Annotated in this window: 42 protein-coding genes; 11 read left to right on the forward strand and 31 right to left on the reverse strand. The window is 68.5% G+C overall.

Features of this window, described 5'->3' with window-relative positions; all coding sequences use genetic code 11:
- Positions 1-17 precede the first annotated feature (17 nt).
- The 5 genes from ACZ7OH_RS12625 to ACZ7OH_RS12645 are packed head-to-tail and all read right to left on the reverse strand — an operon-like array spanning position 18 to position 1,753.
- Entirely contained in the window at positions 18-413 is a 396-nt protein-coding gene (locus ACZ7OH_RS12625) for a phage tail termination protein (protein ID WP_470280926.1), read from the reverse strand.
- Entirely contained in the window at positions 410-589 is a 180-nt protein-coding gene (locus ACZ7OH_RS12630; RefSeq protein WP_470280927.1) for a hypothetical protein, read from the reverse strand. The genes ACZ7OH_RS12625 and ACZ7OH_RS12630 overlap by 4 nt, the downstream gene beginning before the upstream one ends.
- An 11-nt stretch (positions 590-600) precedes the next feature.
- Positions 601-879 (reverse strand): hypothetical protein, encoded by a 279-nt coding sequence (locus ACZ7OH_RS12635; RefSeq protein WP_470280928.1) that lies wholly within the window; start codon positions 877-879, stop codon positions 601-603.
- Positions 879-1,223, reverse strand: a complete 345-nt coding sequence (locus tag ACZ7OH_RS12640) for a head-tail adaptor protein (protein ID WP_470280929.1) — start codon at positions 1,221-1,223, stop codon at positions 879-881. Before ACZ7OH_RS12640 ends, ACZ7OH_RS12635 begins: the two co-directional genes overlap by 1 nt.
- Positions 1,220-1,753, reverse strand: coding sequence for a hypothetical protein (locus tag ACZ7OH_RS12645; protein WP_470280930.1), 534 nt, complete (start codon positions 1,751-1,753; stop codon positions 1,220-1,222). Before ACZ7OH_RS12645 ends, ACZ7OH_RS12640 begins: the two co-directional genes overlap by 4 nt.
- Before the next feature lie 31 nt (positions 1,754-1,784).
- Between ACZ7OH_RS12645 and ACZ7OH_RS12650 the strand changes: the two genes are divergently transcribed.
- A complete protein-coding gene (locus tag ACZ7OH_RS12650) occupies positions 1,785-2,321 on the forward strand; it encodes a hypothetical protein (RefSeq protein ID WP_470280931.1) in 537 nt (178 codons plus the stop codon).
- On the opposite strand, the gene ACZ7OH_RS12655 is transcribed toward ACZ7OH_RS12650, so the two are convergent.
- The 14 genes from ACZ7OH_RS12655 to ACZ7OH_RS12720 all read right to left on the reverse strand — a co-directional run bounded on the left by ACZ7OH_RS12655 (position 2,309) and on the right by ACZ7OH_RS12720 (position 12,714).
- Positions 2,309-2,608 (reverse strand): hypothetical protein, encoded by a 300-nt coding sequence (locus ACZ7OH_RS12655; RefSeq protein WP_470280932.1) that lies wholly within the window; start codon positions 2,606-2,608, stop codon positions 2,309-2,311. The genes ACZ7OH_RS12650 and ACZ7OH_RS12655 overlap by 13 nt on opposite strands.
- A complete protein-coding gene (locus tag ACZ7OH_RS12660; protein WP_470280933.1) occupies positions 2,608-3,954 on the reverse strand; it encodes a phage major capsid protein in 1,347 nt (448 codons plus the stop codon). Before ACZ7OH_RS12660 ends, ACZ7OH_RS12655 begins: the two co-directional genes overlap by 1 nt.
- Before the next feature lie 133 nt (positions 3,955-4,087).
- Positions 4,088-4,906, reverse strand: coding sequence for an HK97 family phage prohead protease (locus tag ACZ7OH_RS12665; protein WP_470280934.1), 819 nt, complete (start codon positions 4,904-4,906; stop codon positions 4,088-4,090).
- Positions 4,903-6,174: a phage portal protein gene (locus ACZ7OH_RS12670; RefSeq protein ID WP_470280935.1), complete on the reverse strand. Its 1,272-nt coding sequence runs from the start codon at positions 6,172-6,174 to the stop codon at positions 4,903-4,905. Before ACZ7OH_RS12670 ends, ACZ7OH_RS12665 begins: the two co-directional genes overlap by 4 nt.
- A complete protein-coding gene (locus tag ACZ7OH_RS12675) occupies positions 6,174-6,461 on the reverse strand; it encodes a hypothetical protein (protein WP_470280936.1) in 288 nt (95 codons plus the stop codon). The genes ACZ7OH_RS12670 and ACZ7OH_RS12675 overlap by 1 nt, the downstream gene beginning before the upstream one ends.
- A gap of 15 nt (positions 6,462-6,476) precedes the next feature.
- Positions 6,477-8,219 carry a terminase large subunit gene (locus ACZ7OH_RS12680; protein ID WP_470280937.1) on the reverse strand — a complete coding sequence of 581 codons (1,743 nt, stop codon included), beginning with the start codon at positions 8,217-8,219 and terminating at the stop codon, positions 6,477-6,479.
- On the reverse strand, positions 8,182-8,649 hold the full coding sequence (locus ACZ7OH_RS12685; protein WP_103344073.1) for a phage terminase small subunit P27 family: 468 nt from the start codon (positions 8,647-8,649) through the stop codon (positions 8,182-8,184). The genes ACZ7OH_RS12680 and ACZ7OH_RS12685 overlap by 38 nt, the downstream gene beginning before the upstream one ends.
- Before the next feature lie 5 nt (positions 8,650-8,654).
- Positions 8,655-9,218, reverse strand: coding sequence for a GTP cyclohydrolase I (gene folE, locus ACZ7OH_RS12690; RefSeq protein WP_470280938.1), 564 nt, complete (start codon positions 9,216-9,218; stop codon positions 8,655-8,657).
- Positions 9,215-9,949, reverse strand: coding sequence for a 7-carboxy-7-deazaguanine synthase QueE (locus ACZ7OH_RS12695; protein ID WP_470280939.1), 735 nt, complete (start codon positions 9,947-9,949; stop codon positions 9,215-9,217). Before ACZ7OH_RS12695 ends, folE begins: the two co-directional genes overlap by 4 nt.
- Positions 9,946-10,374 (reverse strand): 6-pyruvoyl trahydropterin synthase family protein, encoded by a 429-nt coding sequence (locus ACZ7OH_RS12700; protein WP_470280940.1) that lies wholly within the window; start codon positions 10,372-10,374, stop codon positions 9,946-9,948. The genes ACZ7OH_RS12695 and ACZ7OH_RS12700 overlap by 4 nt, the downstream gene beginning before the upstream one ends.
- Positions 10,375-10,716: a hypothetical protein gene (locus tag ACZ7OH_RS12705; RefSeq protein WP_470280941.1), complete on the reverse strand. Its 342-nt coding sequence runs from the start codon at positions 10,714-10,716 to the stop codon at positions 10,375-10,377.
- On the reverse strand, positions 10,713-11,624 hold the full coding sequence (locus ACZ7OH_RS12710; protein WP_470280942.1) for a hypothetical protein: 912 nt from the start codon (positions 11,622-11,624) through the stop codon (positions 10,713-10,715). Before ACZ7OH_RS12710 ends, ACZ7OH_RS12705 begins: the two co-directional genes overlap by 4 nt.
- On the reverse strand, positions 11,621-11,887 hold the full coding sequence (locus tag ACZ7OH_RS12715) for a DUF7352 domain-containing protein (protein WP_470280943.1): 267 nt from the start codon (positions 11,885-11,887) through the stop codon (positions 11,621-11,623). Before ACZ7OH_RS12715 ends, ACZ7OH_RS12710 begins: the two co-directional genes overlap by 4 nt.
- Positions 11,884-12,714: a ParB N-terminal domain-containing protein gene (locus tag ACZ7OH_RS12720; RefSeq protein ID WP_470280944.1), complete on the reverse strand. Its 831-nt coding sequence runs from the start codon at positions 12,712-12,714 to the stop codon at positions 11,884-11,886. The genes ACZ7OH_RS12715 and ACZ7OH_RS12720 overlap by 4 nt, the downstream gene beginning before the upstream one ends.
- Positions 12,715-12,891: 177 nt before the next feature.
- On the opposite strand from ACZ7OH_RS12720, the gene ACZ7OH_RS12725 reads away from it, so the two are divergent.
- From ACZ7OH_RS12725 to ACZ7OH_RS12745, 5 genes are all read left to right on the forward strand, one after another.
- Positions 12,892-13,374, forward strand: a complete 483-nt coding sequence (locus ACZ7OH_RS12725; RefSeq protein ID WP_470280945.1) for a hypothetical protein — start codon at positions 12,892-12,894, stop codon at positions 13,372-13,374.
- Between the two features lie 106 nt (positions 13,375-13,480).
- The gene (locus ACZ7OH_RS12730; RefSeq protein ID WP_470280946.1) at positions 13,481-13,744 is read left to right on the forward strand and encodes a hypothetical protein; all 264 of its coding nucleotides are present in this window, start codon (positions 13,481-13,483) and stop codon (positions 13,742-13,744) included.
- A gap of 191 nt (positions 13,745-13,935) precedes the next feature.
- Entirely contained in the window at positions 13,936-14,502 is a 567-nt protein-coding gene (locus ACZ7OH_RS12735; RefSeq protein WP_470280947.1) for a hypothetical protein, read from the forward strand.
- Complete coding sequence (locus ACZ7OH_RS12740; protein ID WP_470280948.1) at positions 14,499-14,765, forward strand: hypothetical protein; 267 nt, start codon at positions 14,499-14,501, stop codon at positions 14,763-14,765. The genes ACZ7OH_RS12735 and ACZ7OH_RS12740 overlap by 4 nt, the downstream gene beginning before the upstream one ends.
- A gap of 20 nt (positions 14,766-14,785) precedes the next feature.
- A complete protein-coding gene (locus tag ACZ7OH_RS12745; RefSeq protein ID WP_470280949.1) occupies positions 14,786-15,001 on the forward strand; it encodes a hypothetical protein in 216 nt (71 codons plus the stop codon).
- 44 nt (positions 15,002-15,045) lie between these two features.
- On the opposite strand, the gene ACZ7OH_RS12750 is transcribed toward ACZ7OH_RS12745, so the two are convergent.
- Both ACZ7OH_RS12750 and ACZ7OH_RS12755 read right to left on the reverse strand, forming a co-directional pair.
- Positions 15,046-15,915, reverse strand: a complete 870-nt coding sequence (locus ACZ7OH_RS12750; protein WP_470280950.1) for a hypothetical protein — start codon at positions 15,913-15,915, stop codon at positions 15,046-15,048.
- A 52-nt stretch (positions 15,916-15,967) separates the two neighbouring features.
- Positions 15,968-16,198 (reverse strand): hypothetical protein, encoded by a 231-nt coding sequence (locus ACZ7OH_RS12755; RefSeq protein ID WP_470280951.1) that lies wholly within the window; start codon positions 16,196-16,198, stop codon positions 15,968-15,970.
- Positions 16,199-16,337: 139 nt separating this feature from the next.
- Between ACZ7OH_RS12755 and ACZ7OH_RS12760 the strand changes: the two genes are divergently transcribed.
- The 4 genes from ACZ7OH_RS12760 to ACZ7OH_RS12775 all read left to right on the forward strand — a co-directional run bounded on the left by ACZ7OH_RS12760 (position 16,338) and on the right by ACZ7OH_RS12775 (position 19,260).
- Positions 16,338-16,898: a hypothetical protein gene (locus ACZ7OH_RS12760; protein WP_470280952.1), complete on the forward strand. Its 561-nt coding sequence runs from the start codon at positions 16,338-16,340 to the stop codon at positions 16,896-16,898.
- Positions 16,899-17,075: 177 nt separating this feature from the next.
- Entirely contained in the window at positions 17,076-17,819 is a 744-nt protein-coding gene (locus ACZ7OH_RS12765; RefSeq protein ID WP_470280953.1) for a hypothetical protein, read from the forward strand.
- Positions 17,820-18,027: 208 nt separating this feature from the next.
- Positions 18,028-18,426 carry a hypothetical protein gene (locus ACZ7OH_RS12770; protein WP_470280954.1) on the forward strand — a complete coding sequence of 133 codons (399 nt, stop codon included), beginning with the start codon at positions 18,028-18,030 and terminating at the stop codon, positions 18,424-18,426.
- A 114-nt stretch (positions 18,427-18,540) separates the two neighbouring features.
- The gene (locus tag ACZ7OH_RS12775) at positions 18,541-19,260 is read left to right on the forward strand and encodes a hypothetical protein (protein ID WP_470280955.1); all 720 of its coding nucleotides are present in this window, start codon (positions 18,541-18,543) and stop codon (positions 19,258-19,260) included.
- 653 nt (positions 19,261-19,913) lie between these two features.
- Here the strand turns inward: ACZ7OH_RS12775 and ACZ7OH_RS12780 are convergent.
- From ACZ7OH_RS12780 to ACZ7OH_RS12790, 3 genes are read right to left on the reverse strand one after another with little or no spacing between them, the layout of a single operon-like run.
- On the reverse strand, positions 19,914-20,303 hold the full coding sequence (locus tag ACZ7OH_RS12780; protein WP_470280956.1) for a helix-turn-helix domain-containing protein: 390 nt from the start codon (positions 20,301-20,303) through the stop codon (positions 19,914-19,916).
- Entirely contained in the window at positions 20,300-20,500 is a 201-nt protein-coding gene (locus ACZ7OH_RS12785; RefSeq protein ID WP_470280957.1) for a hypothetical protein, read from the reverse strand. The genes ACZ7OH_RS12780 and ACZ7OH_RS12785 overlap by 4 nt, the downstream gene beginning before the upstream one ends.
- Positions 20,497-21,225, reverse strand: coding sequence for a hypothetical protein (locus ACZ7OH_RS12790; RefSeq protein ID WP_470280958.1), 729 nt, complete (start codon positions 21,223-21,225; stop codon positions 20,497-20,499). Before ACZ7OH_RS12790 ends, ACZ7OH_RS12785 begins: the two co-directional genes overlap by 4 nt.
- A 114-nt stretch (positions 21,226-21,339) precedes the next feature.
- Here ACZ7OH_RS12790 and ACZ7OH_RS12795 point away from each other — a divergent pair, with 114 nt between their 5' ends.
- Complete coding sequence (locus ACZ7OH_RS12795) at positions 21,340-21,510, forward strand: hypothetical protein (protein ID WP_470280959.1); 171 nt, start codon at positions 21,340-21,342, stop codon at positions 21,508-21,510.
- Position 21,511: 1 nt separating this feature from the next.
- On the opposite strand, the gene ACZ7OH_RS12800 is transcribed toward ACZ7OH_RS12795, so the two are convergent.
- The 7 genes from ACZ7OH_RS12800 to ACZ7OH_RS12830 all read right to left on the reverse strand — a co-directional run bounded on the left by ACZ7OH_RS12800 (position 21,512) and on the right by ACZ7OH_RS12830 (position 24,914).
- A complete protein-coding gene (locus ACZ7OH_RS12800; RefSeq protein WP_470280960.1) occupies positions 21,512-22,021 on the reverse strand; it encodes a hypothetical protein in 510 nt (169 codons plus the stop codon).
- On the reverse strand, positions 22,018-22,221 hold the full coding sequence (locus ACZ7OH_RS12805; RefSeq protein WP_470280961.1) for a hypothetical protein: 204 nt from the start codon (positions 22,219-22,221) through the stop codon (positions 22,018-22,020). Before ACZ7OH_RS12805 ends, ACZ7OH_RS12800 begins: the two co-directional genes overlap by 4 nt.
- Entirely contained in the window at positions 22,218-22,418 is a 201-nt protein-coding gene (locus ACZ7OH_RS12810; protein ID WP_470280962.1) for a hypothetical protein, read from the reverse strand. The genes ACZ7OH_RS12805 and ACZ7OH_RS12810 overlap by 4 nt, the downstream gene beginning before the upstream one ends.
- A complete protein-coding gene (locus ACZ7OH_RS12815) occupies positions 22,415-22,714 on the reverse strand; it encodes a hypothetical protein (protein ID WP_470280963.1) in 300 nt (99 codons plus the stop codon). The genes ACZ7OH_RS12810 and ACZ7OH_RS12815 overlap by 4 nt, the downstream gene beginning before the upstream one ends.
- Positions 22,711-22,986: a hypothetical protein gene (locus ACZ7OH_RS12820; RefSeq protein ID WP_470280964.1), complete on the reverse strand. Its 276-nt coding sequence runs from the start codon at positions 22,984-22,986 to the stop codon at positions 22,711-22,713. The genes ACZ7OH_RS12815 and ACZ7OH_RS12820 overlap by 4 nt, the downstream gene beginning before the upstream one ends.
- Entirely contained in the window at positions 22,983-23,729 is a 747-nt protein-coding gene (locus tag ACZ7OH_RS12825; RefSeq protein WP_470280965.1) for a hypothetical protein, read from the reverse strand. The genes ACZ7OH_RS12820 and ACZ7OH_RS12825 overlap by 4 nt, the downstream gene beginning before the upstream one ends.
- A gap of 138 nt (positions 23,730-23,867) precedes the next feature.
- Entirely contained in the window at positions 23,868-24,914 is a 1,047-nt protein-coding gene (locus ACZ7OH_RS12830) for a hypothetical protein (protein WP_470280966.1), read from the reverse strand.
- Between the last annotated feature and the right edge of the window lie 30 nt (positions 24,915-24,944).

Here is a 24,944-nt window from a genome sequence, read left to right on the forward strand (position 1 = left end):
ATCAGGACGTGGTCGGGCTACGCAGCCCGGATGGTGAGTTCGGCGGTCAGTCCGCTGCGGCGGACCGAGGGGTTGTAGTCCGGGCGCCATGAGGGGCCGGCGGGTTCGGCGACGTCGGTGACGTGGCCCCACTCATTGCCCTGTCCGATCAGCGCGTGCAGGTGCGCGGACACAATGGACGCGAGGTCGGTCGCGGCGGCCCGGGTTGCGGCGTAGGTGTCGAGGTCGACGCGCGGGCGCCAGAGCAGCGGAACCGGGTCGTTCCAGGGACGGGCGAGCTTCGGGCCGGGCAGGCAGGTGACCTGGACGACGGGTAGGGCCTGCTCGAACCGGGCGGGCAGCTCGGCCACCACGCGGACTCCGCCGAGGCGCGCGGTGAGCCAGGCCACCACGAGCGCCTCGGCGTCGATCACGTCGACGTGGTGGTCTTGGTGGGGCTCTTGCGGGCCGTGGCCTTGTCGCCGGGTTCGTCCTCGGCGTAGCGGGCGCGGCCCTCGTTGACCATGACGGCCGCCGCGTCGTCGTCGACGTCGATGGTCTTGCCGATCTTCGTGTGGTCGCGGCTGAACGCGACGATCACTTTGGCCACAGTGTGCTCCTCTACTTGCTGCTGCCGGCGGCGCGGCCAAGGGCGCGGTGCCGGGGAACGTTCTCGGTGCCGTACTCGCCGTAGGGGTCCGTGTGGACGACACGGGCGTAGGCGCGGCCCTTCGGCCGGACACCTTCTTCGACGGTGACGGTGGCGTCGGATTCGGCGGCGGTGAGGTTGGCGCGGGTGCGCGCGGCGATCTGGTCGGCGACCAGCCGCAGGCGCCTGCGGACCGACGGGAGCTGCACGATGCGGCGCCAGTCGCGGTCGGAGAGCTGGAGGCGGGGCATCAGCCGCTCACTTTCTGGATGTCGACTTCGCAGTGGTGGACAGCGCCGGATCGGATCGGGTGCGGCCAGCGGGCGACTTCCCCGATGACTTCGCAGGTCCTGCCGGCCCACTCCACGCGGTCGGTGGGCTCCAGGTCGAGGTCCATTCCGGCCGGGGTGTAGATCCGCCACCCGGTGGTGACCATGTCCCGGGCGTCGCCGGTGGCCTCCGTGGACGAGCGCGGCTGCACGCACACCCCGGCCACGACGGTGCGGGTTCCGGCGGCGTAGTCCAGGGTGTCGGAGCCGTAGCGGTCCTGGGTGACCTGGGGCCGGACGAGGGTGACCGTGTCGCCGAAGATCACGTCTGGTCTCCGTGGTTGAGCCGGTGCGCCTCGACCGCCGTCGTCCAGGACAGCGGCATCTCGGCGTCCGGGGTGGCGTAGGTGACCGACTCGCCGCCGACGGTCATCGCGGACACGCCCGGCTGGACGGTCAGCAGGTAGCGAGCCTCTGTAAGGACGGCGTCGGCGACGTCGTCGGGAATCGGATCGTGCCCATGGGTGTAGACGACGCGGACGGCGTCCAGTTCGTCTGGCCAGCAGGTCCGGCGGCGCAGGACGCCCAGGCGGGACCAGGTGAAGTCGGTGACGGACTGCCCGTGGATCTCGACCGTGGTCACGGCGAGCACTGGCGCGGCCGGGAGGAACAGCACGGTGCCGCCGTGCCCGTCGAGCCAGATTTCGTCATCGGCCACAAGCGACACGGGGTGCCGAACCGCGCCGCGGAACCGGGCCGAGGCTGACGCGAGCGCGTCGGTCACGGCCGGGTCGGTCGCGTCGCGGCCTGCCCACCGGGCGAGCGCGGCCGGGTCAGCCAACGGCGGAAGGGGCATCGCGCTCCCCCTCGACTCGCTAGGATCGTGCATGACTTCTGCGCCGTGGTGGTTCGTACTGGTGACCGCGCTCGTCGCCGGTGTTTTTTCGATGGCCGCTTCGTGGCTGGCCGGGCTGTTGACCTCGAAGCGTCTGCGGGTCGAGTTGACACATTCGAAAACCCTGGAACAAGAGAAGGAACTATATAACCGGCGAGTTGATTTCTACCTTGATTTGGTACCGGCACTCGACGCAGCCATGACCGCTATTTCGGTCACGAATTGCCGACAAGCACGTCCGTCTAATCCGAAATTGCCTCCGTCGGATCGCTTGTCGCCGGGCATCGACACACTGGCGGGATCACTGCAACACTTATCCCTCAAATCACAGGTTCTCAGCGGTAACGCGGTCCGCGCCCTGCTCGAAGCCCTCGTGGCGGAGCTTGACGGCATCAAGCACCATGATTTTCGAACAGACGAGGCCGTGTTAATTGCGAATCACCTCATGTGGGAACTGAGAATCGAGGTGGGAGCCATGAACGAGGGCGACCTTCTACCGTTCGAGGACCGCGCGATCTACTTCGCCTGAGGCCCCGACTCTGATTGCGCGCCACTCTTGTTCCGAGCGGTGCGGACCTTCGTGTGTGCATCCACGCGCTTCTGCTCGGGCTCGACAGGCACACCGCCGAGGCGCTCGGCGTCCGCTGCGGACAGGTTCATGATCGTCTGGTGACCGTTCACGGTCACGCGGTACTCGCGCACTTCCGCCATGGCGGGGGCCTCCTCGATTCGTTCGTCGACGCCGGTGGTGGACGTGGCCATCCCGCAGGAGAAGTCGGAGCTTCCGCAGACGGGACAGCCGACGTCGCCACGCATCAGACGAGGGTGACCTTGCAGAACGCGGACGGCTGGATGACACCGAACGCGGCGCGCATCTCCGCGAGGATCGCCACCAGGTTTCGCACGAAGAAATCCGCGTGCGAGTCGGTGACCGTCAAGGAGGACTGCTCGCGGTCCCACAGGATGGCCTTGCGGAAGTCGCCGACCCACGCGGTTCCCGGGGTGGCCGCCTCAGACTCGATGACCGGCAGGCCCCACAGGGGTGCGGTGCCGTTCGCGCCGGAAGGGCCGCCGAAGTAGAATCGGCCCTGGTTGTCGCTGATCTCGTCCAGGGCTTCCAGGTCGTTCGGGTGGATGACAACGCCGTTGGCCACAGACCGCCCGACCACGCGGACCTTCGTCTTGGCGCGGCGGACCGCCAGCAGCCGGCCGAACCCCGCGGGCTTCCCAGCCGGGTCCGGAACGGCGGCCTGAGTCTGGGTACCGGACACATTGGCCAGGCCCTCGAAGTCCTCGCCGGTGCCGGTACCGGCGATCATCTGGTCCTCAAGCTCCTCTTCCAGGCCGACCTCGAGGAAGTTGTCGATCAGCGTGCGGACCTGCGCGGCGTCGCTCAAGGCTCGCTTGGTGACCGGGATCCAGTGCGCGATGGTCCGGACCGGGGTGGTGACCCGGACCGTGGAGAACCCGGACTCCGGCTTCACTCCGGCCTGGGCGAGGGTGACGGCCGGGTCGCCGGAGCCCACGGCGGCGGCCGTGACGGCCTCCGGGACTGGCTTGGCGGCGTTGTTCCAGCCGGTGACGCGGGCGTACTCGATCTGGTCGGAGGTGGTGGTGCCGCCGGTGACGAGCTGGCGCAAGGTCAGCGGGCGGAAGAAGCGGTCCGGCCCGACCAGCAGGCCGCGGTAGTCCTCGGTGCGGAACGCGCCGCCCGAGGTGGGTGAGAGCCCGGTGACCAGGTCCTTGTACCCGACGGGGCGGGACTGGACCCGCATGTCCTTGGCGAACATGCCGTTCGGGGCGGAGGCGAGCAGGTCCTTGTACTGCTCGGAGGTGATGAAGGTTTCGCCGATGCTGGCGCGAGTGCCGGCCTTGTAGCCGTCGCGGCCAGCCTGTTCCTGGCGGTTCTTCTTCTCGGCCTCGGCGTCGACGAGGCCGACAGCGTCGCCGAGATCCTTGATCGCGTCGCGGACGGCACCGTCGGCCTTGGCAGCGTCGAGTGCCTTCTTCGCGTCCTGGGCCTTGGCCATGGCGGCGGTGACGGCGGCGCGTTCGTCGTCGGTGAAGTCGCGGTTCTCGTCGTCGGCCTTGGCCGCGATGTTCTTCGCGTCGTTCAGGTGCTTGCGCAGCTCGTCAGCGAGCTGGGCGATCTTGTCGCTCAAGGGGGTTCCTCAGTTCGTGCGCGTGCGCAGACGAAGAGGGGCGGTTCCCTTGCCGGGCGCGCGCACTCGCCGGGGAGGCGAACGCGTGGCGGGGCCGGGGCGTGGCCGTGGTACGTCAGGCAGATCGGATAGGTCAGGCGGTGAGCGGTTGCGACTCGGCGTCCAGCAGGGCCAGCGACGCCCGCAGCAGGGCGGTGCTGGCGGCCGTGGACTTGGCTTCGGACAGCGGCGCGGGCGGCGTGCTCGCGGGGCCGGCGGACTTGTCCTCGTCGCCACTGTCCAGGCTGGACAGCACGGTCTCGATGGCGTCGGTGCCCTCGGCGATCTTCGCCAGGGCATCGCGCAGCGCCGTCTCGTTCTTCGCCGAGAGGGTGCGGCCCGCCTTCACCGAGGTCCCGGCCGCAGTCCCGGTTTTGGGCGCCGGGCGGGGCGGTGTGTCGGCGGGCGGGTTCTTCACGGTCAGCAGCTCGGTGTCCTGGTTGGCGCCGATCAGCGTCGGGCCGACCTCGTAGATCTTGAGCTTGCGCAGCTCGTAGTAGCCGTCGCTGCCGTCCTCGTCGTCGGTCTTCTCGATCCAGCCGCCCTCTTGAATGTCGTAGGCGAAGGAGAACTGCCGGACCCGTCGGCCCTTGAGGAGCTTGTAGACCTTGCTGGCCTTCGGCTCGTCGAGGTCGATGCGGGCACGGACCCACAGGCCCTCGTCGCGTTCCTCGGCGTCTTCGACGTAACCGATGTGGTACTCGGGGTCGTGCGACATGTGCGACCACAGCACGGGAATCGGGTCGCCGGAGGCTTTCCACTCGGCGAGGGTGTCAGCGAACGCGCCGGGGACGATCTTGTCGCCGACCGAGTCCACGTTGTACGCGGCCACGATGGCCTCGAACACCCCGTCTTCGGTGCCGTCCTGTTCGCCCGCGGCCTTGATCCAGACCGGGCACGTCTTCTTCCTCATCGCGTGACGCCCTCCAGGAGTCTCGTGGCGGTGGCGAGCACGGTCTTCGGCTCGGGAGTGGTGTCGGTCGGCGAGGCTTGGCCGCCGGTCAGGACATTCAGCGGGGTGACCAGCTCGTCGCCGCCCTCGATCTGGGGCAGGTTCACGCGGGCGCGGGCCTCGTTGCGGGTCATCCACGGCGCACCGGTCGCGGTCTGGAGCTGGGCGGCCTGTTCCTCGAAGGACCCGCGCAGCTTCTCGGCGAGGTTGAATTCGAGGTAGACGTCCGTCGCGTCCGGGAAGTCCGGGACGAGCTGCAGGTGCAGCTCCTCGGTGATCATGGTCAGCCAGGGGCCGAGGGTGTCCTGGTACAGGTTTTTGTGCTGCTCGGTAATGTTGCTGTAGGTCGCGTGATCCAGGATTCCCACCATGGGCAGCGGAATGTGGAACGCGGAGGCGACTTCTTCGCGGGTGAGCTTGCGTGCCTCGATGTACTGCGCAGCCTCCGGCGTCACTGATGCCGGGATGAAGTCCATGCCGTCTTCGAGGATCGGGGTCCCGCCGGCCCGCCCGCCGGTGCCGGTGTACTGCTCCTGCCACGAGCGGCGGAACCGTTCGCGGGCACTGCTGCCCCACTCCGGGGCGTCCACGGGGCGTTTGAGGTAGCCCATGAGCCGGGCGCCGTTGCGCCAGAGCTGTTCGCGGTACTGGCTGGCCTGGTACTCCTCGGCCAGGATGCGCCGCAGCGTCTCCATCGGCGAGCAGCCCCACCGGTTGTCCTCGGGGTTGTAGCCCCGGAAGTGCACGACCTGCGCGGCCGGGATGTCGCGGTAGCCGGTGGTGCCCCGGTACCGGTAGGTCTCCACCGTGAACTGGTTCGAGGAGATCGGCGTGACGTAGCGCGGATCGAGCCGGACCAGCGCCGGGACCGCCGTGCCGGTCTTGGCGAGGATCGCGTTGTCGTAGATCGCCAGGTCCGACACCAGTGCCTCGATGAGTCGGTAGCGGGTGGTGAACGGGTTCGGCCGGGACAGCAGCGTCATCAGGGGGTGGTCGGCCAGCCGCTCCCGGTCCACATCGGACAGCCGTCGGTACACGTGGATGCCGAGCTGGGCGATATTGCGCGCCAGGAAAGAGACAACGGTCCGCACCTGCGGCTGAGTCCGCCAGATCGTCGCGTAGTCCTGCGCGAGCCCATCGCCGAGGACAACCGCTCCGCCGGTGGCGATGGTGGCGGTCTGGTACTGGTGCACCGCTTCCAGGACGCCTTGGGAGATCACGAAGGGCATCAGCCGGACCCCACGATCTGGACCCAGTTGATCCGGTCGCGCTCGATCACGACGTCGCCGTCCATGGCGACCGCCTCGCGGCCGGGCTGGACCAGCGAGGCGGACCGGAGGACCAGCAGGCGGCGATGGCGGCGCCACAGGATGCCGGTGACGGCCTGGTCGTCCACGAGCGACACCACGACGCGCCGCCGGGTGGCCAGCCTCCGGCCCCGGATTTCCTCGAACGCGTGCCACAGCAGCGACACCGTCAGCAGGATGACCGCGAGGGTGAAGATGGCCAGTTCCAATGACCTCGCCCCCGTTCACACGATTTCGAGGTCGCCGTCGTCGTAGACCGAGCGGCGGGGCGGGGTGTAGTGCACGGCGCGGTCGAGAGCCATGATCATGGCGACGACGCCGTCAATCTTGTCGCCGGAGTTTCGCTTGCTGGGCTTGACGTTTCCGGCGGCGTCCATCTCGACGGCGAGGTTGTCGACCTGCCAGCGGATCGCCGGGTTGCCGCCGTGGCGCAGCCGGGGAACCTCGGCAGTGCCCTCCAGGGCGAGCCGTTGAAACTCCTTGGTCGGCGCGGACATCGACCCGAAGCCCTGGCGCATCTTCACCAGCGGCGCGCCGTCGCCGAGCAGGTCAGACACGAGCTGGCTGGAGTTCCACGGGTCGTAGGCGATCTCTCGGACGGCGAAGCGCTCGCGGTCGAGGTTGATCTGTGTGCGGATGTAGTCGTAGTCGGCGACGTCGCCGGGCGTGGCGACCAGCAGGCCGCGGTCGGCCCACACCCGGGCCTGCCCGGCGGTGCGCCGGTCGATGGCTTCGAGCGCGCCTTCCGGGCACCACAGCCGCCACAGCAGGTCGTGCCCGCCCTCACCGTCGGGAAAGCACCAGCACAGCGCACACAAGTCGCTGGTGGAAGCGAGGTCGAGCCCGCCGTAGGCGATGCGCCCGGCCAGTGCGCGTTCGTCCACGATGGACGCGTTGCGGTCCCAGGCGTCCAGTTCCAGGTAGCGGGTCTGCTGCCGGGTCCGGATGCCCAAGTGCAGGCGCAGGAACTTCGCCAGGTCGGCCGGCGAGTTGCGTGCCTCGTTGGCGGCGTTCTCGAGGTACGCCCGCGACGGCGACACGCCAAAACCCGGGTTCGCCTTCTTCCACGTGGCTTCGATGAACGGGTCGTCCTCGGAGTCGGCTGCCCAGATCACCCCGTACATCGAGGTGTCCCGGAGCGCGCCTCGGGCGATCTGCTCGACGTAGTGGCGGCGGCGGGCGTAGATCGTCTCGGACCGGCCGTCGTCTGCGGTGGTGATGGTGAACACCAGCGGCTGAGACCGCGAGCCGGTGCCGGTCTCCACGGCCTCGACTAGGTCGGGGGTCTTGTGGACGTGCAGTTCGTCGATGATGGCGCCGTAGACGTTGGCGCCGTGTAGCACGTCGGCCAGCTTGGACACGACGGCGAAGTAGGAGCCGCTGGGCTGGTGGATGATCCGCTGCGCGAGCGCCTTCACGTACGGGGCGAGCGCTGGGCTCTTCTGCGCGAGCTGCCGGACCGGATCGAAGCAGTACCGCGCCTGATCCCGCCCGGACGCGACGGCGTAGACCTGCGCGCCCTGCTCGTGGTCGGCGCACGTGAGGTAGGTGGCGAACCCGCCGGACAACGTCGTCTTGCCGTTCTTGCGAGGTACGTCGACGTACACGCGGCGCGAGACGCGGACCCAGTCGCCGTCCTCGTTGCGGTACACCCACCCGAAGACCGGTGCCAGGATGTAGGCCACCTGCCAGGGGTCCGGGCGCAGCGGCTGTCCAGCCCACTTGCCTTGCGTGTGCCGGAGCCGGGCGAAGACGTCGAGCACGCGGTCCACCCGGCCCGGGTCGAACCGCGCGCCGCGCCGCGCGCCGCCTTCGGGGGTCTTGATCGCGGGCGGGCAGTCCGGCAGCGGGATACCCCGGGAGTGCAGGTACCAGCCGACCTCGGGTGAGATGTGCAGCCGGGCGAGCGTCGCCCGGCTCGGCGGACGCTTAGCCGGTGCCTGCGAACGGGTTGCCTTCGTCGCCACGGCCGGCCCCGTCCCTCTGCTCGATCCGGGTCCGCGCCGACGGGGTCAATCCGAACTCCTGCGCGAATGCCCTGATCACGTGGGCGGAGTCGCGCTGGATGACCAAGGCGGGGTTCCGCACGAAGCCGCCGTGAAGGCCCTTCTGCAGGACGCCGGTCTTCGCCACGAGCGCCGAGGCACGGCGGTGGGCGACGACGGCTTCGCAGTAGCAGAGCAGGGTGTCGCGGTCGCAGGCGTGCGCGATGCCCATCGCGGCCAGCTCGCCGACGGTGTAGTCCCAGACCTCCCGCACCGCGTCGGCCACATCGTCCGGACACTCCGGACGCCCGGCGCGCGGGATGGGCTCGTGGTGGTTGTAGCGCTCGGTGTGGCGGTCGCCTTCGATGATCCGCAGGGCGGTGGGTTTGGGCGGGACGCCGCGTCGGCCCATGTGGATCAGCCTCCCCGGTGCAGGTCCCACAGCTGCGCCCGCAGCTCGGGATCGGTGGCGAAACGGCCGGTCACGGCGGTGGTGACCATCGCCGCGCCGGGCTTGCGGATGCCGCGCTGGGTCATGCAGCCGTGCTCGGCCCGCACGATGCACGCCGAGCCCTCGGTCTTGAGGTGGGCGTCGAGGGCTTCGGTGACCTGGTGGGTCAGCTGTTCCTGGGCCTGGAGCCGGTGGGCGAAGACGTCGAGCAGCCGGGGAAGCTTCGACAACCCGGCCACCGGCGCCCCGGCGACCGGCAGGTACGCGATCGTCGCGGTGCCAGTGAAGGGCATGAGGTGGTGGGCGCACATCGAGGTGAACGGCACGCCGGTCACGGCGATCACGCCGTCGGACCGGTCGACCGGGAACGTGCGCTCCAGGACGTCAGCCGGGTCCTGGTCGTAGCCGACGGTTAGCTCGGCCCAGGTGCGGGCCACCCGTGCGGGGGTGTCACGCAGGTTCGGCTCGTCCGGGTCCAGGCCGCGTTCGGTCAGCCACGCGCGGATGCCGGCGGTCAGGTCGGTGCTCATCGGCCCCTCTCGTTTCCCCAGGCCAGCACGTGTACGCGGGTGCCGAGGTTGAAGCCGTGCTCGATCACGCGGTCGGCGATGAGCTTGGTGTGTTGGGCGATGGTCTCGACGCTGGTTCCCTCCGGGGAGATCCACACGGGCCGGACCAGCTCGTGACGGGTGACCAGCTCGGCGGCTTCGTCCACATCGGCCGGGGTCGCGCACACGAACTTGAAGATCGTGCGGCCGCAGCGGTCCAGCGCGGCCAGGGCGTCGGGCTGAATGCGGCGTTCGTACGGGTCGCCGGAGTGCGCGAGCTTCGGCGAGACGTTGAACCGGACTGCGAGGTCCGGTTCCAGGGTCGCGGCCGTAGGTGTGACGGTGCCGTTGGTCTCGATCTCGATGTCCACTCCGGCTCGCCGGAGGTCCCGCAGCAGCCGTGTCCATCCGGGCTGGTGCTGGTGCAGCAGCGGTTCGCCGCCGGAGATCACGACGAGCGCGGGATCACCGGCGAGTGCGCGGTCGACGATCTCGCCGACCGGCTTGCGCGACAGCTCGGCGCGCAGGTCGAACCGCGTGCTGTCCCAGGTGTAGGCGGTGTCGCACCAGCCGCAAGCGAGGTTGCAGCCGCCGAGCCGGATGAAGCTTGCCCGGTGGCCGGCGGATGGGCCTTCACCCTGCGCGGTCGGCCCGAAGACTTCGGAGGCCACCAGGGTGTCCGATGTGGCGGGGGCGGTCGCGGTCGCGGTCACGCGGACCACCCGGCCCGGTTGACGTGGGTCTCGCGCACCTCGACCGCGGTGACCTGGGCTCCGGGTACGTGCTCGAGCTCGGCCAGCAGACCGGCCGCCACGTCGGCAAGGTGGGCGGCCACGTTCTCCACGGTCGGCCACCCAGCGACCTCGGTCACCTTGCAACCGTGCTCACGCAGCAGCGGGACGAGCGGATCCTCCGGGCCGAGCAGAACGCCATGGTCGAAATGCTCGTCGATCCAGCCTCGCAGGGCCTTCTTCAGCGGGCCGAACTCCACGACCACGCCGGTCTCGTCGATGTTGGGCGCGGTGACAGTGATTCCGGCCCACCAGGAATGCCCGTGCAGGGACGTGCACTTGCCGGGCAGGTGCGGCAGCCGGTGCGCGGTCTCGAAGTTGTGGCTGATCGTGACAGTGCTGGCCATTCAGGACACCCCCGTCACGGTCGCGCCGGACTCGCCGTCCTCGGACACGTCGACCTGGGTGGGCTCCAGCTGGTAGCCCTCCTCCAGGACGATCCACAGGTCGCGGGCGAGGTCTTCGCAGCTGGCCGAGCCGCACTCGCGCGGCCCCGTGCCCCACCAGGCGCGGACGATGTCCTGGAGGTCATGGAACTCCACATACCGGTCGTCGTGGGCGACGGCGACGTGTGCGGTGATGCGGAAGAGGTGGCGGTGCCGGTCGGCCAGATAGGACCGGCGCCCGGTCGCAGCGGGCCAGTGGTGGAAGCCGGGCAGGGTGACGGTGGTCCACACGGTGGTGGTCACGAGGGCATCAGCTCGCCTTCACGGTCGTCGCGGGGCGGGTGCGGGATCTCGCCGAAGTCGGCGTGCCGGTCCTGGAGTGCGCGCCAGACCGCGAGGGTGTGGGTCATGGCGTCGGCGTGCATCTGGCAGGCGACATCGCGGTTGGCGGTCTCGCTGTAGAGGAACCGGTGCCCCAGCTCGCCGAGGCGCCGCAGCGCGGCGGACTCGGTCCGCACGGCCGGGTAGCGCAGGCTGTTCAGCCACGAGCTGGAGTCGCAGGAGTCCGGCGGGCAGGGCAGGCACCACTCGCAGGCGGACAGGCCGAGGACGTGGACCCACAGGTGCGGGTACTGCCGGCGGCGTTCCCACATCGTGTGCAGCAACCGGACCCGGGTGGGGTGGTTGGCCTGCACGACGTTGCCGAAGCACAGCCGGTCGTACCCGGCGGCGAGGTCGTCGAAGTAGTCCCAGCCGTCGTTGAACGGGTGGTAGACCGGGATCGGGTTCAGGCCGAGGTCGTGCAGCCGGGCGCGGGTGCGGATCTTGTTCTCCCGGCCGCCCTGGTCGAGTTCGATGTAGCCCCAGAGGCGGTCTTCGTACTTTGTGGCCAGTTCGACGTACCGGTCGAAGAGCCGGTCGAACCCGGTGATCTCGTCCGGCGGCAGGGCCAGGGCCTCATCCATCGAGCAGCCGGTGGCGCGCTTGTGCTCGTTGGTCAGGTTAAAGATGCCGGAGTCCAGCAGGATCATGTGGCCTTCGTCGAGCAGGCGCACCATCCGCAGTTCCTGGCTGCGATGGTACAAGTCGTTGACCGCGAGCAGCAGGTGACGCGGGTAGGCCGAGGATTCCCCGGCTGCGAAGTAGATCGGGGTGTCGCTGCGGTCGAACGCGCCGCCGCCGGTCGCGATGATGCCGGAGCCGGCGGTCACGGTCGCACCTCGAACACGTGCCAGACCAGGTGCCCGATCCACGCCTGTGCGGTGGCCACGTAGTCGGCCTCGCCGGTGGGCATCGGGTTGCCGGTGCCGACGATCGCGACGGTCCGGTCTTCCGGATCGGCGGCCGGGTCGACCTCGGCCCATAGGGTCAGGTGCCCGTGCTGGAGCTGCGCGGTCAGCAGCCGCGCGCCCGCAGGCATCCGCAGGGTCTGCCGGTCGGCGATCTCCAGCGCGTACTTCCAGATCGTCGTCATGCCGCCCTCCCCGCGTCGACCGGAGTGGACAGCACCGGGTCTTGTCCGGTGATCCGCTTCCACTTCGTCAGCAGCCACCCGGCCAGATACGGCAGCGGCTGCACCATGACCACGCGGTGCTCCTCGGCCTTCTGCGCGAACGGCGCGAGCATCGTCGGGTACGGCCACAGCAGGTCCCCCTCGCCCAGCAGTGGCGTCCATAGTGGCCAGCCAGTGTGGACGTCGGCCACAACCAGGCTGTGCCGCCCGAGCGTCCAGACCTGCCCGGTGGCGGTGTCGAAGGCCGGTTCGCCGACGGTCAGCCCGGCCAGCCGCAGGGCTTCACCCTTGTCCGGCGGGTCCCCTTCGCCGGGCTCGCCGTCGTCGTCTTCGGCGGTGAGCGCGTCTTCCAGCGCGGCGAGGTCGTCGGCTTCGTAGCCGGTCAGGTCGAGCATCTGGGCTTCGCCGAGGTCGTGCAGGACTTCGGCGAGCATCCGGTCGTCCCAGCCGCCTTTGACGGTGAGCTGGTTCGAGGCGATCAGGTACGCCTCGGCGTCGTCGTCCGACCGCGACGCCCATCCTCGGATGACGGGCATGAGCCATCGGCCGTCGTCGTCGACCTGCACGCCTTCGGGTGCGGCGCGGCCTTCCTCGGCCCACGCGCGCAGCTGAAGGTAGCGGCCGTGTCCGGCAACCAGGCGACCGGTGCGCTCGTCGACCAGCGGCAGCTCGGCGAGTCCAAAGTGGCCGATGGATCGGGAGATGCCGGCGGTGTCGTGTTCCTTCGGATTGCGGGTCGCGGCTTGGATGTCCTCGATGGGCATGTACTCGACGTAGCGGTCACTCATCGGCATCCGCCGGCGTTCGGGCACGGGATCGGGATCATCGGACTCCTGTCTGTGAACGCTCGAATGGCTCAGTGATCCGGGGGGCGACTTCGCTTGTCTTGCTCGCGCGGTCGAGTCGAAGGTTGTGTCAACGGCGGGCACACCGGCCCACCACCACTCACCACAGGGAGAAACACCATGGCCACCAACGCCACCACCGCGCGCAAGACCCCGGCCGCCACGAAGCCGACGGGCGCGAAGGCGACGCCCCCGGCCGAGCCGAAGGCGACCGACGTGAAGACCCCCGAGACCACGGCTACCGCTACTCCGGCTGAGGGCAAGAAGCCCAAGCGCGGCAACGGTGACCTGTTCGACAAGCTCGCGGCGGGCGCGAAGGAGGTCGACGTCATGCCCGCGACGCCCCGGGGTGGCAAGCAGAACGCGCTCACGCAACTCGTTCAGCGCAGCTTCACCGAGCAGAAGGCATTCGCGCTCGACCCGATCGCCAACGACCCGAAGACCATCGACGCCGTCAAGGCCGCCGTTCGGCGGGCAGCCGCACGCAACGGCCTGGGCGTGAACCTCAGCCACGAGGTGCAGGCGGACGGCATGGTCGTCATCTACTTCAAGGGCAAGGTGAAGGCCGAGCCCACCGGCGGCAAGGCCAAGGCCGACAAGTGACCTGGTGGCCTTCGGGCCACCAGGGGCCGGGCCGGGGCGTGCGCTCACGCAACCACGACTGAGCCGCCCCGGCCCCCGCCGCAACCCACCACGGGAGGAAATTGCCATGTCGAACACGAACTCCGAGCTGAACGGGTCGATCGCGCAGTGGCGCCGCAATTTCGGCGCCGGTCCCGCCCTTGGCGCCGAAGAAGGCGCCCGGCATGCCACCATGCTCGACTCCTCGATCCACGAGGTCGGCAAAGTTGCCCGTCAGCTGGCCGAAGCGCGTCGCACTGGCAACCTGGACGGCATTCCCGAGGCCGCAGACGATCTGCGGGAAGCCCTCGGCGGCCTGACCGAGCTGGCCGACCTCGTGGTCGGCGAGTGAGAAATCGTTTGTGAAGACCCCGCGCGCAAGCGTGGGGTCTTCACTTTGTGTGCCAGCGATTTCCGCGTTCAGCGTTGTGGTCCACGGAACACGATCGGAACCGAAGATCACTGGTCTGACCGCGCCCGCAGAGCTGATCCTGAGATCACCAACGAAACAGACCCGGACAGGTCACAACGGAAGGCAAACCGATGATCACTGAAACCAGCACTCGTACCTACAACGTTGTTTACGCCCGTGGCGCCGTGCACATCCAGGGCCTCGACGAGCAGGTCCGGGGAGGGCTCGACAGCCTCGACTACGCGTTGACCGCGTGCCCGGCGCTGTCGAAGAACCAGACGTTCTGGGTGTACGCGCTGACGACCACCGACCTCGCCGAGGCCGTGAAGAAGGCCACCGCGCTCGCCGAGTCCGGTCAGGTCAAGGGATTCTGCAAGAAGTGCCGTAAGACGGCGCTTGCCGCTATGCAGGTTGAGGCGCAGGAGGTCAACGACGCGATGCAGACTGCCGACGAGGTGCCCGGCGAGTGGGTCGAGGACGTCCCCGAGGAAGACGGCCGTCCGGTGTGGACGTTCTCGGCCGACTACGACGGAACCGCCGAGCTCTACTACGCCGAGGTCATCGGCGACGGCCCGTGCACGTGGAGGGTCAGCGAGTGCTTCCCGGAGGACCGCATCATCGAAACCGGGAAGGCCGACACCGTGGCGGCGGCCCAGCGACTGGCAGCGCAGGCGTTCGCGCGTGCGGTCGTGCGGTGAGCGGTCGCCCCGGCGAGGGCAAGCGGGCGCTAGCCGACGAGATCGCGCTATGCGCCCGCGTGCGCGCCCGGACCGCCCTCACCCTGCCGGACGGCGGCAACGCGGCCGTGCCGGTCACTCGGCTCCTGTTGGAGGAGGTGGCCAGCGAGTTCGCGCGCTCACCGCGCTACCGCGACGACGAGCTACCTGCGCTGCGCACCATCGTTGCCGCGTGCAAGCGCCAGGCAACCGCTGCACCTGGTCTTGACCTGCTTGAACTCTGACGAAGGGATACGGTGCTGACGTGAAATCCGCGGACAGGCTGATGCAGGACGTCTTGCTCGCTACCTTGATCTACGAGGTAGGCAAGACTCTTCAGCGCCTCCAGTACGCGCAGCGGACCGGTGATCTCCGGGGCATCGCCGAGTTTGCCGATGAGCTGCGCAACACCGCCGACAGCCTCGACGACCTGGACGACATGGTGTTCGGCCAGGCGGAACACGCCCCGGTCGAGCAGTAGCCCTGCTCGTCCCAAAAGCCCTCACATACTTGTGGGGGCTTCTTCTATTTCAGGCCCATGTCCTCGACCCAGAACGCGCGCTTGTTCGCCGCGTTGGCTTCGCCAGCCGCGCCGGAGGCGAGGATGTTCAGCGTGGTTGACGTGCCACCGGAATTGGCAGAGCCGCCCAGCTGGTACGTGCCGTCGGTCGGGACGGAGAAGATCGCTTCGACAACGACACCGGGGCTTGTCGTGCTCTGGTTGATGATGCCGACGGACCGGATGGACGTGTCGGACGCCGTCACGGCTGCACCGACGGCGCTCAGCCGGATGTTCGCCGAACCGTTGGGCGGGTTGACGGCTCCGCTGGCGTTTGTGTTGAACGTCCACACGGCCTTGTAGTACCGCGTGGCCTTCATGCCCGCGATGGTCAGCGTCTCGAAGAGAGAATCAACGCCGTTCGTCACGGAGTCCGCAGCGTTGCGTTTGACCAGGCCAAGGATGCCCCGACGGGCCTCCAGTTCCCATCCGCCGGGGTACGCCCACTGGACGGCGACCTGCGAGTCCAGCTGAAGCGCCCGCAGGCCGACGTGCGGATCGGCTGGTAGTGCGGCCGCGTTCGCGACCGGCAGCACCGAATCCCGCAGCGTCGGCGCGCAGGCCCATAGCGTCGACGCGGGCCACGCGCGCGCGGTCGATCCTTCGCGCCCGCGCACAACCGTGATGGTGTTCGACGCACCGGTGTGCGCAGTAGCCCACACGATCTCGAAGTTCTTGTTCGCCGGGTCCTGAAGCGTGATCGGGATGTAGAGGCTGGCGCTCAGTCCCGATTGGAGAGCCGCGAAGTCCGTCGACACCATCGTGGTGTCCGAAATGGCCGCCGGGTTAGTCAGCTGGCCGAACGAGTAGTTCGCGGGGACCCGCAGCTCGTACACAAGCGCCTCCCGTTCTCGCAGAGTTGACGGAATGGCTTGCAGAGCTGAAAAGTCAGTCGTCCCAGACGATTCGTGTCGCGCCGCCGTGGCCGTGGATCGCTTCGGCGGACTCGATGGACGGCCAGAAGACGTTGGACCGGTGCTCGCCGGACCAGTGCACGTTCGCGCTGCCGTCGGGCCACAGGCAGCCCTCGGCAACGCGGCCGGTCCCGGAGACGCGGCTCACGTCATCATCTCGCTGGAGGTGGAACCGGCGGGAGCGGAGCGTTCGGTCGTCGAGCACAGCGCGCTCCTCCTGGGCTGTCAGCACCGAGTTGGCGAAATGCGGGTTTTCACGCGCGACACCACCGGCGCGGTCTGGGTGCCGTGTCGTCCTGGTGATTTCGCCCCCCTTACCCGCGCTTCCCGATATCCTGGCCACCGTGAATGTCTGGGTTAGTGCGATCAGTGCCGTAGCCGCTCTCGCCGGGGCATGGGGTGGCCAGTGGATCGCGGCGCGCCGCGACGATCGGAGATGGGAACGCGAGCAACACCGCGAGGACCTGCGTTGGGAACGCGAACGGAAGAAAGATCTACGAGATCGAAGGTTGCGCGCATACTCAGATTTCCTGGCCGCCATGAGCCGACTAGAACATGCGGTCACGCGGATGCATACAGCAATCACCAATCGGGCTCGTGGCGCAGATAACCTAGAGAAAATTACCAGCAGTGAGCACGAAGTTGACCTTGCCTACCAAGACCTTACAGAGAAGGTCGCGGTTCTAGAACTCGTTTCACCAAAGGGTATCTACGAACAGGCAGAGGCGAATATTCGCGAAGTCGCAGACCTGTGGGGGGTTCTCTGGGACGGCTGGGGCGCAGTGACAAGTACCTACAAGGGCGACGTGAGCGACGCCCTCGCGAAGATCAAGGCGTCAAGACGCAAGGCTTTGCAGGCAAAAGAGTCTCTCGCCGAGGAACTACGGAAGCACGTGGACGAGTAGCTCAACACTGTGCTTGGCGCCTTATCACCCGAAAGGCTCCTTGCTGCCGGCCGCAGCGCGTCACGCGGAGCTCACTCGCACGGGGTAGGAAGCAGTCGCACAGTGACCCGCCGACGGCCCCGATGGAGGCTTCCAGCAACAAGCTAAACCGGTAGCGCCCCGAGGTATCATCTACCGGTGGACACACAGGACTTCGACGCGGAGAGTTACCTGTCGCTAGTCGTGGAATCGATCGATGAATACGAGAGCTGGATGGAGTCTTTGAAGCCTCTGGCGGACGACTCCGAGCTAGGCGACCTGGTCGCCGTTTTTGTCCTGCATTGGTTTCTGGTCGCTGGAGATAACCTCTACTCGCTCCGGCGAATGATCCTCGACTGGAAGACACTTTCTCCCTACACCTGCGCTGGCATACTGCGATCAATTCAGGAGTGCGCCTGTCGCGCAGTTTGGATTCTATCCGGCGAGGACCGTGATGTTCGAAGCGCGCGGGCACGCGCCGAGTTGGCCGAAGAGACAAAGAACTACCGAGCCATCCTTGGTCTACTCGAAAGGAAAATGCACGGCACGCCCCAAGAAGAGGCCGTTCGACAGGCTCGGGATCAGATGAATTCCGCGGCGGCGGACAATTCTCAGCGTACGAACATGACGGCGATCGTCGGTGCAGTAGAGGAGTTTATGGCTCGCCGGGCCGTTTATCCTCTAGAATATCCGCTCGAACTTCAGTGGAGGATAAATTCGAGCGGACCTCATGGACGACTGTGGACCTGGGGTATCCTTGCGGATTTCACGAGAGATTTAGACGACGGATTCGCTCACATAGTTGACGCACATTCCATGATCCCTCTCAGCGCTTTGACGCTACTCCTTGTTCTGCGCGAGGCACGCGCTTTGCTGGAGCAGCTTGGTGGCGTCGCAACCTAGCGTCGGTGACCTAGTGCATGGTGACGACGATGCACGGGCGCGAGGCGTACCAGGAGCTGTACCACGCCGCTTGATCGTCGCGGCCGCGAAAACCACTTCGAAGCGCCTGACTCCCAGGTCGCGGGGGCTTCGTCGCAGTCGGCGGGCCACCCCAGGCTCGTACAGTGTCAACCTTGCGCGAACATCGCTCATGTGTTCGACTGACGTCATGGTCTCGATGACGTCTCCGGGGTGGTGCCCGCCGCAAGGCGACGGCCCGCCGTTCCGGTGGAACATCTCGGCCCTGCTCGACGGCAAGTGGAGTACGCGGTCCGAATCGTTCGGCGGTCCGCCGGACAGGATCGACGCAGGACAGCTCCTGCGCGCCTGGCACACCAGCCATGGCCCAGACGGCCGCTGGCGCCTACTAGTGACCGAGGCCGAGGACGATGACGCGGTCCTGGTCGAGGTCGAGGAGAACCTGTTCGGCTGGGTTCCGCCACGGCCGCGCATGCGCCTCGGCAAATCCGGCCCTCCCCTGGCGCCGTCGTACTGGAACTCGGCACTGTTCCTGCCGCCGTCTGCGGCGCAGCTTCGTGCCCGCCGTGAACGTCAGCAGGACCAGTGAAGCCGTTCTCCTCGACGGCGAGCCCAGCTCCACCTTGCGCAACGGCCGGAGCTGGCGCCGCCGCCCGTTGACTTGCGAATGAAACGGTCCACGCCCGCTCCGCGACTTATGACCATGCGTGCACTAGCGGTCGCGACCGCCCTCGTCGTCACCCTGGGCCTCGGCATTGTGATCGTCTGGGGCGTCAGTCAGGACAAGCAGGCCGACTGGTGGGCCGCATGGGGTCAATGGGTCGGAGGCGTCGGAGCAGTAGTCGCTGCCGTCGTCGCCGTTGCGATAGCCTATATAGGATGGAGAAAGTCCGATCAACAATTTCATGAGCAGGCAGATCGACTAGAAGAGATGCGGCAACGCGAGCGCGCATCGAAATTCGCGTTCTGGCTTGAAGGCGAGAATACCGCATCACCTACTCCGCATTTCCACAACGGAAGCGGACTGCCTTTCTATAACGTTAAACTCATATTTCTGTTGCGTGACTTTGTGCAGGTAATCGAATTGAACGCCATACCGCCAACCGAAAAAGCGAGTCGCCACCGCCTAGCTGCAGAATGGCTTGAAGTAGTCGTCTCGGAGTATGCCACCAAAGCCACCGGCGCCGACTTCCCCCTAGTGTGGGCCACGGCGGGCGAGACGCCTCGCACGATGCCTGGATATTACCAAGCATTGGAAGAGTACGAGAGATTAAATGGCGGCCACTCTCTTAATCGCATAGAAAGACTTAAAAGAAAATTGCGAACTGAAATTCGGATGGCTTCTACCTTCTCCGATGGTGAACTCGACTGGCTGCGTCGCGCCAGCGGCAGGCTCGAACGAAAGCCGCCACAAGTCATATAGCCCATTATCGCCACCAAAGGCAGCCTAGTCGCGATGCACCGTATTTCTGCGGCGGTACCAACCTCCCGGAGCGGTAGCCGCGGTGTGGCGATCGTGACAGGGCTTGCACAGCGGCCGGAGCCGGTGCCAGGCGTCGGGGTCGGCGACTCCGCGGTCCACGAGAGACCGGCGGGTCTCCGGGTAGTGGTCGGCCACTGTGGCTGGTCGGCTACACAGCGTACATAGCCGGTGCTCGCGCAGGTACTCGGCGCGGTTGAGCTGCCAGTCGTGGCGGTAGCCGCGCTGGGCGGCGGTGCCCCGGCGCTGGTCGCTGTCGCGACGTTGCTCGCGCCGGCAGTGCGGGCAGGGACCGGGCGGGATGGTCTCTCGGCAGGTCGGGCAGACGCGGGGCGAGCTGGTGGGCACGGCCGTGGTCCTTGGGCTTGGTCAGCGGCAAGGGCTGCACAGCCCGCCCGTGGGCGAACTACGGGCAGGGCCTCGGCTGTCGATCGGATCGGCGTACCGGGCTTCTGGTGAAGCCCTCGCCACTGCGTGCGGTCCTCGCCCGTGTCGTTCGAGTACCGCGTCCCCATGCACCCCGCCCGGATTCTGGGCATAGAGGTGCTTGCTGTGCACGGTAGTACAGTCACGCCCGCCCGCGCCACCCGGCCCTGTCACGAATTTCCTGTCATATCAAGGTTTTCAGTCGAGCTGGCGCGGTTCTGGCGGCGCTCGGCGTGGTAGGCCAGCACATCGGCGACCCGGTACCGAAGCCCGTCCACGGTGTCCACTGTGGGCAGTCCACGGCGGCGCCATTGGCGGACGGTGTCGGGCTGGACGTCGCACAGGTCGGCGACTTCCTCCATGGTGAGCAGGTCGTCGTGTCCGAAGTTCATCGGGCGCGGTGTGACCCACCCCTGACCGAGCTCGCGGCAGCGGCCGTCGAGCTCGGCGCACGCCTCGGCGTCAGCGCGCAACAGGGCCTCGCGGTAGGTGCGGGCGACTCGGCGGGCGCGGTCGAGCGGGCTGTCTCCGGGCCACGGCCACAGGTCGGCCCGCTTCACGATGCTGCCTGGTGGTCGTGGATCTGGCGGGCCAGGTAGACGTTGAGCAGCCCTTCACCAGCCATTGCGGCCAGATCCTCGCGCGCCTCATCGGCGAAGTCGGCCCAGGTCAGGTGGTCGGCCTGGTGCTCCTGGGCGTAGCGACGTAGCGCGTTCTCGGCGAGGCAGTGCACGGCCAGTCCGTACAGGTCGGTCACGCCACCGTCTCCCGTCGTGCGCCGAGCAGGGTGCAGGACTGCTCGTACTCCTCCCAGGTGCAGCGCTGGCCACAGGACCCGCACCGGATGACGTCGTCGCCGTCAGCGCGCTGCAGGGCGCGGTGTTCGCAGCGCGGGCAGGGCTCGGGCAGGTTGTGGACCAGGCGCAGTTGCCCGGTGATGGCGCGGACGCGGTGGCTGAGATCGAGCAGGATCACCGCGCCGTCGAGCCCGTCGCGGTCGAAGCAGGTCCACTCGTCGAGGATCCAGCCCGTGTGGACGACGCCGCGCAGGGCCAACAGCACGCTGATCGAGTTCTCCAGCAGCCGCGCGGCCCGTTCCAGGACGGGCCCCGGCCGGCTGTCGCGCGCGGCCTGGGTGTCCCAGTCGACGCGCAGGACGTCGGCCACCGATTCGGCCCAGCACTGGGCTTCGTGCAGCAGCGCCGCTTGCACGGTTTCGATGCTCAGCGAAATCGGAACCGGCAGTTCCCGGGTTCCGGAGACGAGCTGGCGGAGACCGTCACGAGTCCCGGCGAGCGCGGTTTCGAGGTCCAGGTAGTCCCGGGGCATGTCGGCGATGGCCTGGCGCAGGTGGCGGGTGCAGGCATCGCACAGGCCCTCGGCGGCGTTGATCGGCGCGCCCCGGGTGATCTGCGGGTAGTCGGGATCGGGTTCGCGCTGCGCGCAGCGGGGGCCGCGGTAGCAGCGGTGCAGATCAGGCATGGTGTTTCTCCTGGTCATCGGCCTGTGTGGCTGGTCACGGACGTCCCCGGCGGTGGCTGCGGGGTGTAACGGGAAGTCGGCGTGTCGCGACGGTTTTGTGGAGAGGTTGAGGAGGTGAGCGCCGTGGACCTGCGGCGGAACCAGCGGGCGCGGCTGCGCCTTGAGCAGCTTCTGCGTGCCTGGCGCGCCGACGTGCTGTCGGTGGAGCTGCCGGAGTTCGATCCGGCCGAGGTGGACGCGGTGGCGCGGGAGCTGCGGGCGCGACGCGAGCCGATGGCGAGCTGAGTCACGGCTGGCCCGCGTATCCGGCGGCGTGCAGCAGCGGCGCGAGGTCGCACAACAGCAGCCGGACAGGCACCTCGAGGCGAGGTTCGGCGACGGCGAGAACCTTGGGATCCCGCGCGGCCTCGATGATTCCGTGCAGGTCGCCCGCCGTTAGCCAGGCATGCCAGTGCCCGGGGTCGCTCTTCCCAGCTCGGCGCTCGACGGCGATGCCGTAGTCGGCGCCGCTGGCGACGGCCTGGTCCGCGGTGGCGGCGAGCACCTTGCCGACCTGGTTGTCGGTGAAGTCCCCGGCCGAGGTCTTGACCTGCCAGGCGATCCGGGGTGTGCCGTCGATGTCACCCCGGTCGCGGTACTGGCTGTCTCCGACGCGCCAGCCGGTTCGGACGGTGCGCTGCGCGTCGGGCCAGCCGTGCTCGCGCAGCCAGCGCGCCACGGCCTGTTCGGCGGTCTTGCCGCGCCGGTTGCTGGCGCGGCCGATCTCGGCGCGGGTCTGCCGGTCGAGGGCGGTCACGGCCGCACGCTCCGGTGGTGCGGCAGCGGGTGCGCGTAGACGTCGAAGCCGCGTGCGGCGATGGCATCGCAGATGTGGTTGCGCAGCTCCAGCGCGGCGAACCCGTCGACGCGGGTCCGCAGGATCTGCTCGATTTCGTCGTCCAGCTCGGTGTTGCGGTGCGGGGCGACGGGGCCGTGCCCGGCGGGCATGACGGTCATGCTGGACCCCATTCGGTGAAGGCGGCCTTCTCGGCCGGGGTGGGTTCCGCCGGCGGAGTCAATGCGGCGGCGATGGCGAGCAGGGCGTGGCCGATGCCAAGGTCGAGCCAGAGCCCGGCGTCTTCGTGGGACGGGCCGTACCGGTCGGATTCGGCGAAGCACTCTTCGGCGCGGGCGTAGTGCTCCGGGCCATTCACCGTGCCGCCCGGATCGCGAATCCAGGGACGCCCAGGCCGAAATCCGGGTCGGAGCTGGCGGGGCGCAGCGGCGCACGCAGCTCGGTCTCGTCAACCGAGCAGCACGGCCGGTCCGGCAAGAGGCCGGCGGGGACGCCGATCCACCGGAACTTCTCGCCGCACTGGGCGCAGGCGGCCGTGATGGACGCCGAGAACCCCGTGACGGGGCCGCCGTCGTGAGCGGTGAGCCGGGTGACCGCGACCAGGACGTCGAATCCCTCGTGGGGGCAGGGCAGATCGGGGTGGGCGGTGGTCATCGTCGTGTCCTTCCGTGCCGGGGCGGCACGCAGTCGGGGGCGTGGGCGGTGTAGAGCGGGCGGCCGTGGTCGCGGGCACCGGCGGCTTGGTTGCGGCGCAGCACCCCGGCGAGCAGCTGTCCGCTGTGGACGGACAGGGCGACGTTCCCGCGCTCAGGCGCGGGCTGCGGGTTGACCGGCAGCGCCTTGCCCGCGGTGGTCTCGGCCCACAGCACGGGCGCACCGCAGGCCGGGCACCGTGCGCGCCACGGCGCGAGGTCAGCGGCGTTCACGGCGAGCCGTTCTCGTCGCTGGACCAGCCCATGACCTCGGCGACGAGCCGTCGTCCGCGCGAAGCACGTGCTTCGGCACCGGGGTCGTGGTTGCACAGCGCCGAGCCTTGGTAGCCGTCCTCGTCGCACAGCACGCAGTTCTCGACCGCGCGGCGGCGGTCGCCGGTCTTGGCGCGCAGCTCGGCGTGCCGGGCGTCGACGCGCGTCTCGTAGGCGTCCTGCTCGGCGGCCTTGCGGGCGCGTTCGCACGCCCCGCACCGGGGCGGGTTGTCGTCGTGCTCGTGCTCGACGCACCGCGCGACGGGCGGCGGGGAGGCGCGAGCTGGAGTGGACGGCCACGACGGGGAAGGCGGGGTGCGGCGCGGCTCGCGCGCCCGCGCGCTGCCCCGCCCTCCCGGGGAGGTCTGTAAGACCTCCCGGTCGGGTCGGGTCGGGAGTTCAACGACTCCTTTAGCGGGTGCTTCACCGTCTGCTGAAGCTGATGCTGAAGCACGTGCTTGCTGGTTGCTTCGGGTCTTTCCGCTGGCCAGGCCACCTTTACGCCCGGCTTCGGCCTTCTTGCGCCGCTCGGTCTCCACTTCTTCGCGGCTGGGGTTGCGTTTCGTTCCGTCGGCGTCGGCGTGCCATTCGTGGAACTCGTAGCCTCCGCGCACTCGCCTCCAGAGACGCGCGGCCACCAGCTTCCGGGCCAGCTCGTCTGCCCCCACCGGGAACAGCCACGGGAGCTGGTGGTCTGGGATCACACCGTCAGTGGTGTTGTCCGACGACCACGAGCCAGCGACTACCCACAGGGCCAGAGCGGCGGGTTCATCCGCGAGTACCTTGCGAATCTTGTTGTGCGAGTGAAACTTGTCGTCCACCTTGAACCACGGCATGGCGGGTCAGCCCAGTTCGCCGAGAACCGCGTCCAGCGTCGCCTTCGGGTCGTCGCTGTCGATGACCCGGGCCAGGATGTCGATCGCCTGTGATGCCTCCAGTTTCGTCAGGTCGAGGGATGAGGTGAGCGTCCGTTGTACGAGCAGGCCGACGGTGGCGAGCTTGTCGCCGCGGTCGGAGACGTCGAGGTCGCCGAGCTGAGCGTGCAGCTTCTCCAGCTGGTCGCCGGTGGCTGGCTCTGCGGTGTCCGCCGTACCCGGTTCGGTGTCGGCGGCGTCGGTGTCGTGCTCGTCGTCGCCGGGCAGCGACGGTGGCGGCGCGGCTGGGCCGGGATCGGTTGAGGCTTCCGCCGGCGGTGGTTCGGCCGTGGCGGGGGCGGCCTTGGGGGCGGCCTTTTTCGGCCCAGTACGGCGCTGTGCGGTGCGTTTCGGGCCTGGGGCCGACTCGGGCGGACCGGGGGCTGGTGAACCGGTCTGGGCGGCCCCGGGGGTGTCGGAGATTTCGCCGTCTTCCAGCTCGTCGACGGTCAGGGCGATGCCGCCCACGACGTCGGCGAACTTGCGGCGGCACAGCCTCGTGGTGGCGCGCGCGTACAGCTTGTCCTCGGGGTAGCCGCCGAGGTCGATGCGTGCTCGCTTGGCCTGGTCTGCGGTGAACTGCACGCGGGTCCAGGTCTCTTCGTCGCGGCGGCGGCCTTCGAGGACCGTGCGGGTGTCGGTGACCTCGACGTCGCGGATGTGGTGCCCGGCCGCGAGGACCATCGCGCGCATGATCTCGGCGGACTTGCCGGGCTTGCCCTTCACGACGTGGATGTGCTGGAGGCTGGTCATCGGGCCGAGGCCCATTTCGCGGCCGGTGAGGATCGCGGCGGTGACGGCGGCCGGGTTGCCGCGCATCCCGTCCGGCACGAACGGGGTGTCGGCGATCTGGGACGCCAGGCGGGACACGTCGCGCACGACGAGGACCCACTGGTCCAGCGTGGTCGGGGGCGGAAGTTCCTGCGGTGGCTGGGAAACCTGGTTCGGTGGGTCGTAGCGCTGAAGCTCGGTCATCTGGTCCTCGGTCTGCTGTGGTGCGCAGCG

This window comes from Amycolatopsis sp. NPDC114478, assembly GCF_055633805.1.

What these genes read in the sequence shown, in the direction of transcription:
- folE (WP_470280938.1), bottom strand. Translation starts at nt 9,218, where the DNA reads ATGAGCACCGACCTGACCGCCGGCATCCGCGCGTGGCTGACCGAACGC.
- ACZ7OH_RS12775 (WP_470280955.1), top strand. Translation starts at nt 18,541, where the DNA reads ATGCGTGCACTAGCGGTCGCGACCGCCCTCGTCGTCACCCTGGGCCTC.
- ACZ7OH_RS12790 (WP_470280958.1), bottom strand. Translation starts at nt 21,225, where the DNA reads ATGCCTGATCTGCACCGCTGCTACCGCGGCCCCCGCTGCGCGCAGCGC.
- ACZ7OH_RS12830 (WP_470280966.1), bottom strand. Translation starts at nt 24,914, where the DNA reads ATGACCGAGCTTCAGCGCTACGACCCACCGAACCAGGTTTCCCAGCCA.
- ACZ7OH_RS12735 (WP_470280947.1), top strand. Translation starts at nt 13,936, where the DNA reads ATGATCACTGAAACCAGCACTCGTACCTACAACGTTGTTTACGCCCGT.
- ACZ7OH_RS12670 (WP_470280935.1), bottom strand. Translation starts at nt 6,174, where the DNA reads ATGCCCTTCGTGATCTCCCAAGGCGTCCTGGAAGCGGTGCACCAGTAC.
- ACZ7OH_RS12720 (WP_470280944.1), bottom strand. Translation starts at nt 12,714, where the DNA reads ATGAGTGACCGCTACGTCGAGTACATGCCCATCGAGGACATCCAAGCC.
- ACZ7OH_RS12635 (WP_470280928.1), bottom strand. Translation starts at nt 879, where the DNA reads ATGCCCCGCCTCCAGCTCTCCGACCGCGACTGGCGCCGCATCGTGCAG.
- ACZ7OH_RS12715 (WP_470280943.1), bottom strand. Translation starts at nt 11,887, where the DNA reads ATGACGACGATCTGGAAGTACGCGCTGGAGATCGCCGACCGGCAGACC.
- ACZ7OH_RS12770 (WP_470280954.1), top strand. Translation starts at nt 18,028, where the DNA reads ATGGTCTCGATGACGTCTCCGGGGTGGTGCCCGCCGCAAGGCGACGGC.
- ACZ7OH_RS12650 (WP_470280931.1), top strand. Translation starts at nt 1,785, where the DNA reads ATGACTTCTGCGCCGTGGTGGTTCGTACTGGTGACCGCGCTCGTCGCC.
- ACZ7OH_RS12725 (WP_470280945.1), top strand. Translation starts at nt 12,892, where the DNA reads ATGGCCACCAACGCCACCACCGCGCGCAAGACCCCGGCCGCCACGAAG.
- ACZ7OH_RS12700 (WP_470280940.1), bottom strand. Translation starts at nt 10,374, where the DNA reads ATGGCCAGCACTGTCACGATCAGCCACAACTTCGAGACCGCGCACCGG.
- ACZ7OH_RS12805 (WP_470280961.1), bottom strand. Translation starts at nt 22,221, where the DNA reads ATGACCGTCATGCCCGCCGGGCACGGCCCCGTCGCCCCGCACCGCAAC.
- ACZ7OH_RS12685 (WP_103344073.1), bottom strand. Translation starts at nt 8,649, where the DNA reads ATGGGCCGACGCGGCGTCCCGCCCAAACCCACCGCCCTGCGGATCATC.
- ACZ7OH_RS12645 (WP_470280930.1), bottom strand. Translation starts at nt 1,753, where the DNA reads ATGCCCCTTCCGCCGTTGGCTGACCCGGCCGCGCTCGCCCGGTGGGCA.
- ACZ7OH_RS12815 (WP_470280963.1), bottom strand. Translation starts at nt 22,714, where the DNA reads ATGACCACCGCCCACCCCGATCTGCCCTGCCCCCACGAGGGATTCGAC.
- ACZ7OH_RS12665 (WP_470280934.1), bottom strand. Translation starts at nt 4,906, where the DNA reads ATGAGGAAGAAGACGTGCCCGGTCTGGATCAAGGCCGCGGGCGAACAG.
- ACZ7OH_RS12730 (WP_470280946.1), top strand. Translation starts at nt 13,481, where the DNA reads ATGTCGAACACGAACTCCGAGCTGAACGGGTCGATCGCGCAGTGGCGC.
- ACZ7OH_RS12655 (WP_470280932.1), bottom strand. Translation starts at nt 2,608, where the DNA reads ATGCGTGGCGACGTCGGCTGTCCCGTCTGCGGAAGCTCCGACTTCTCC.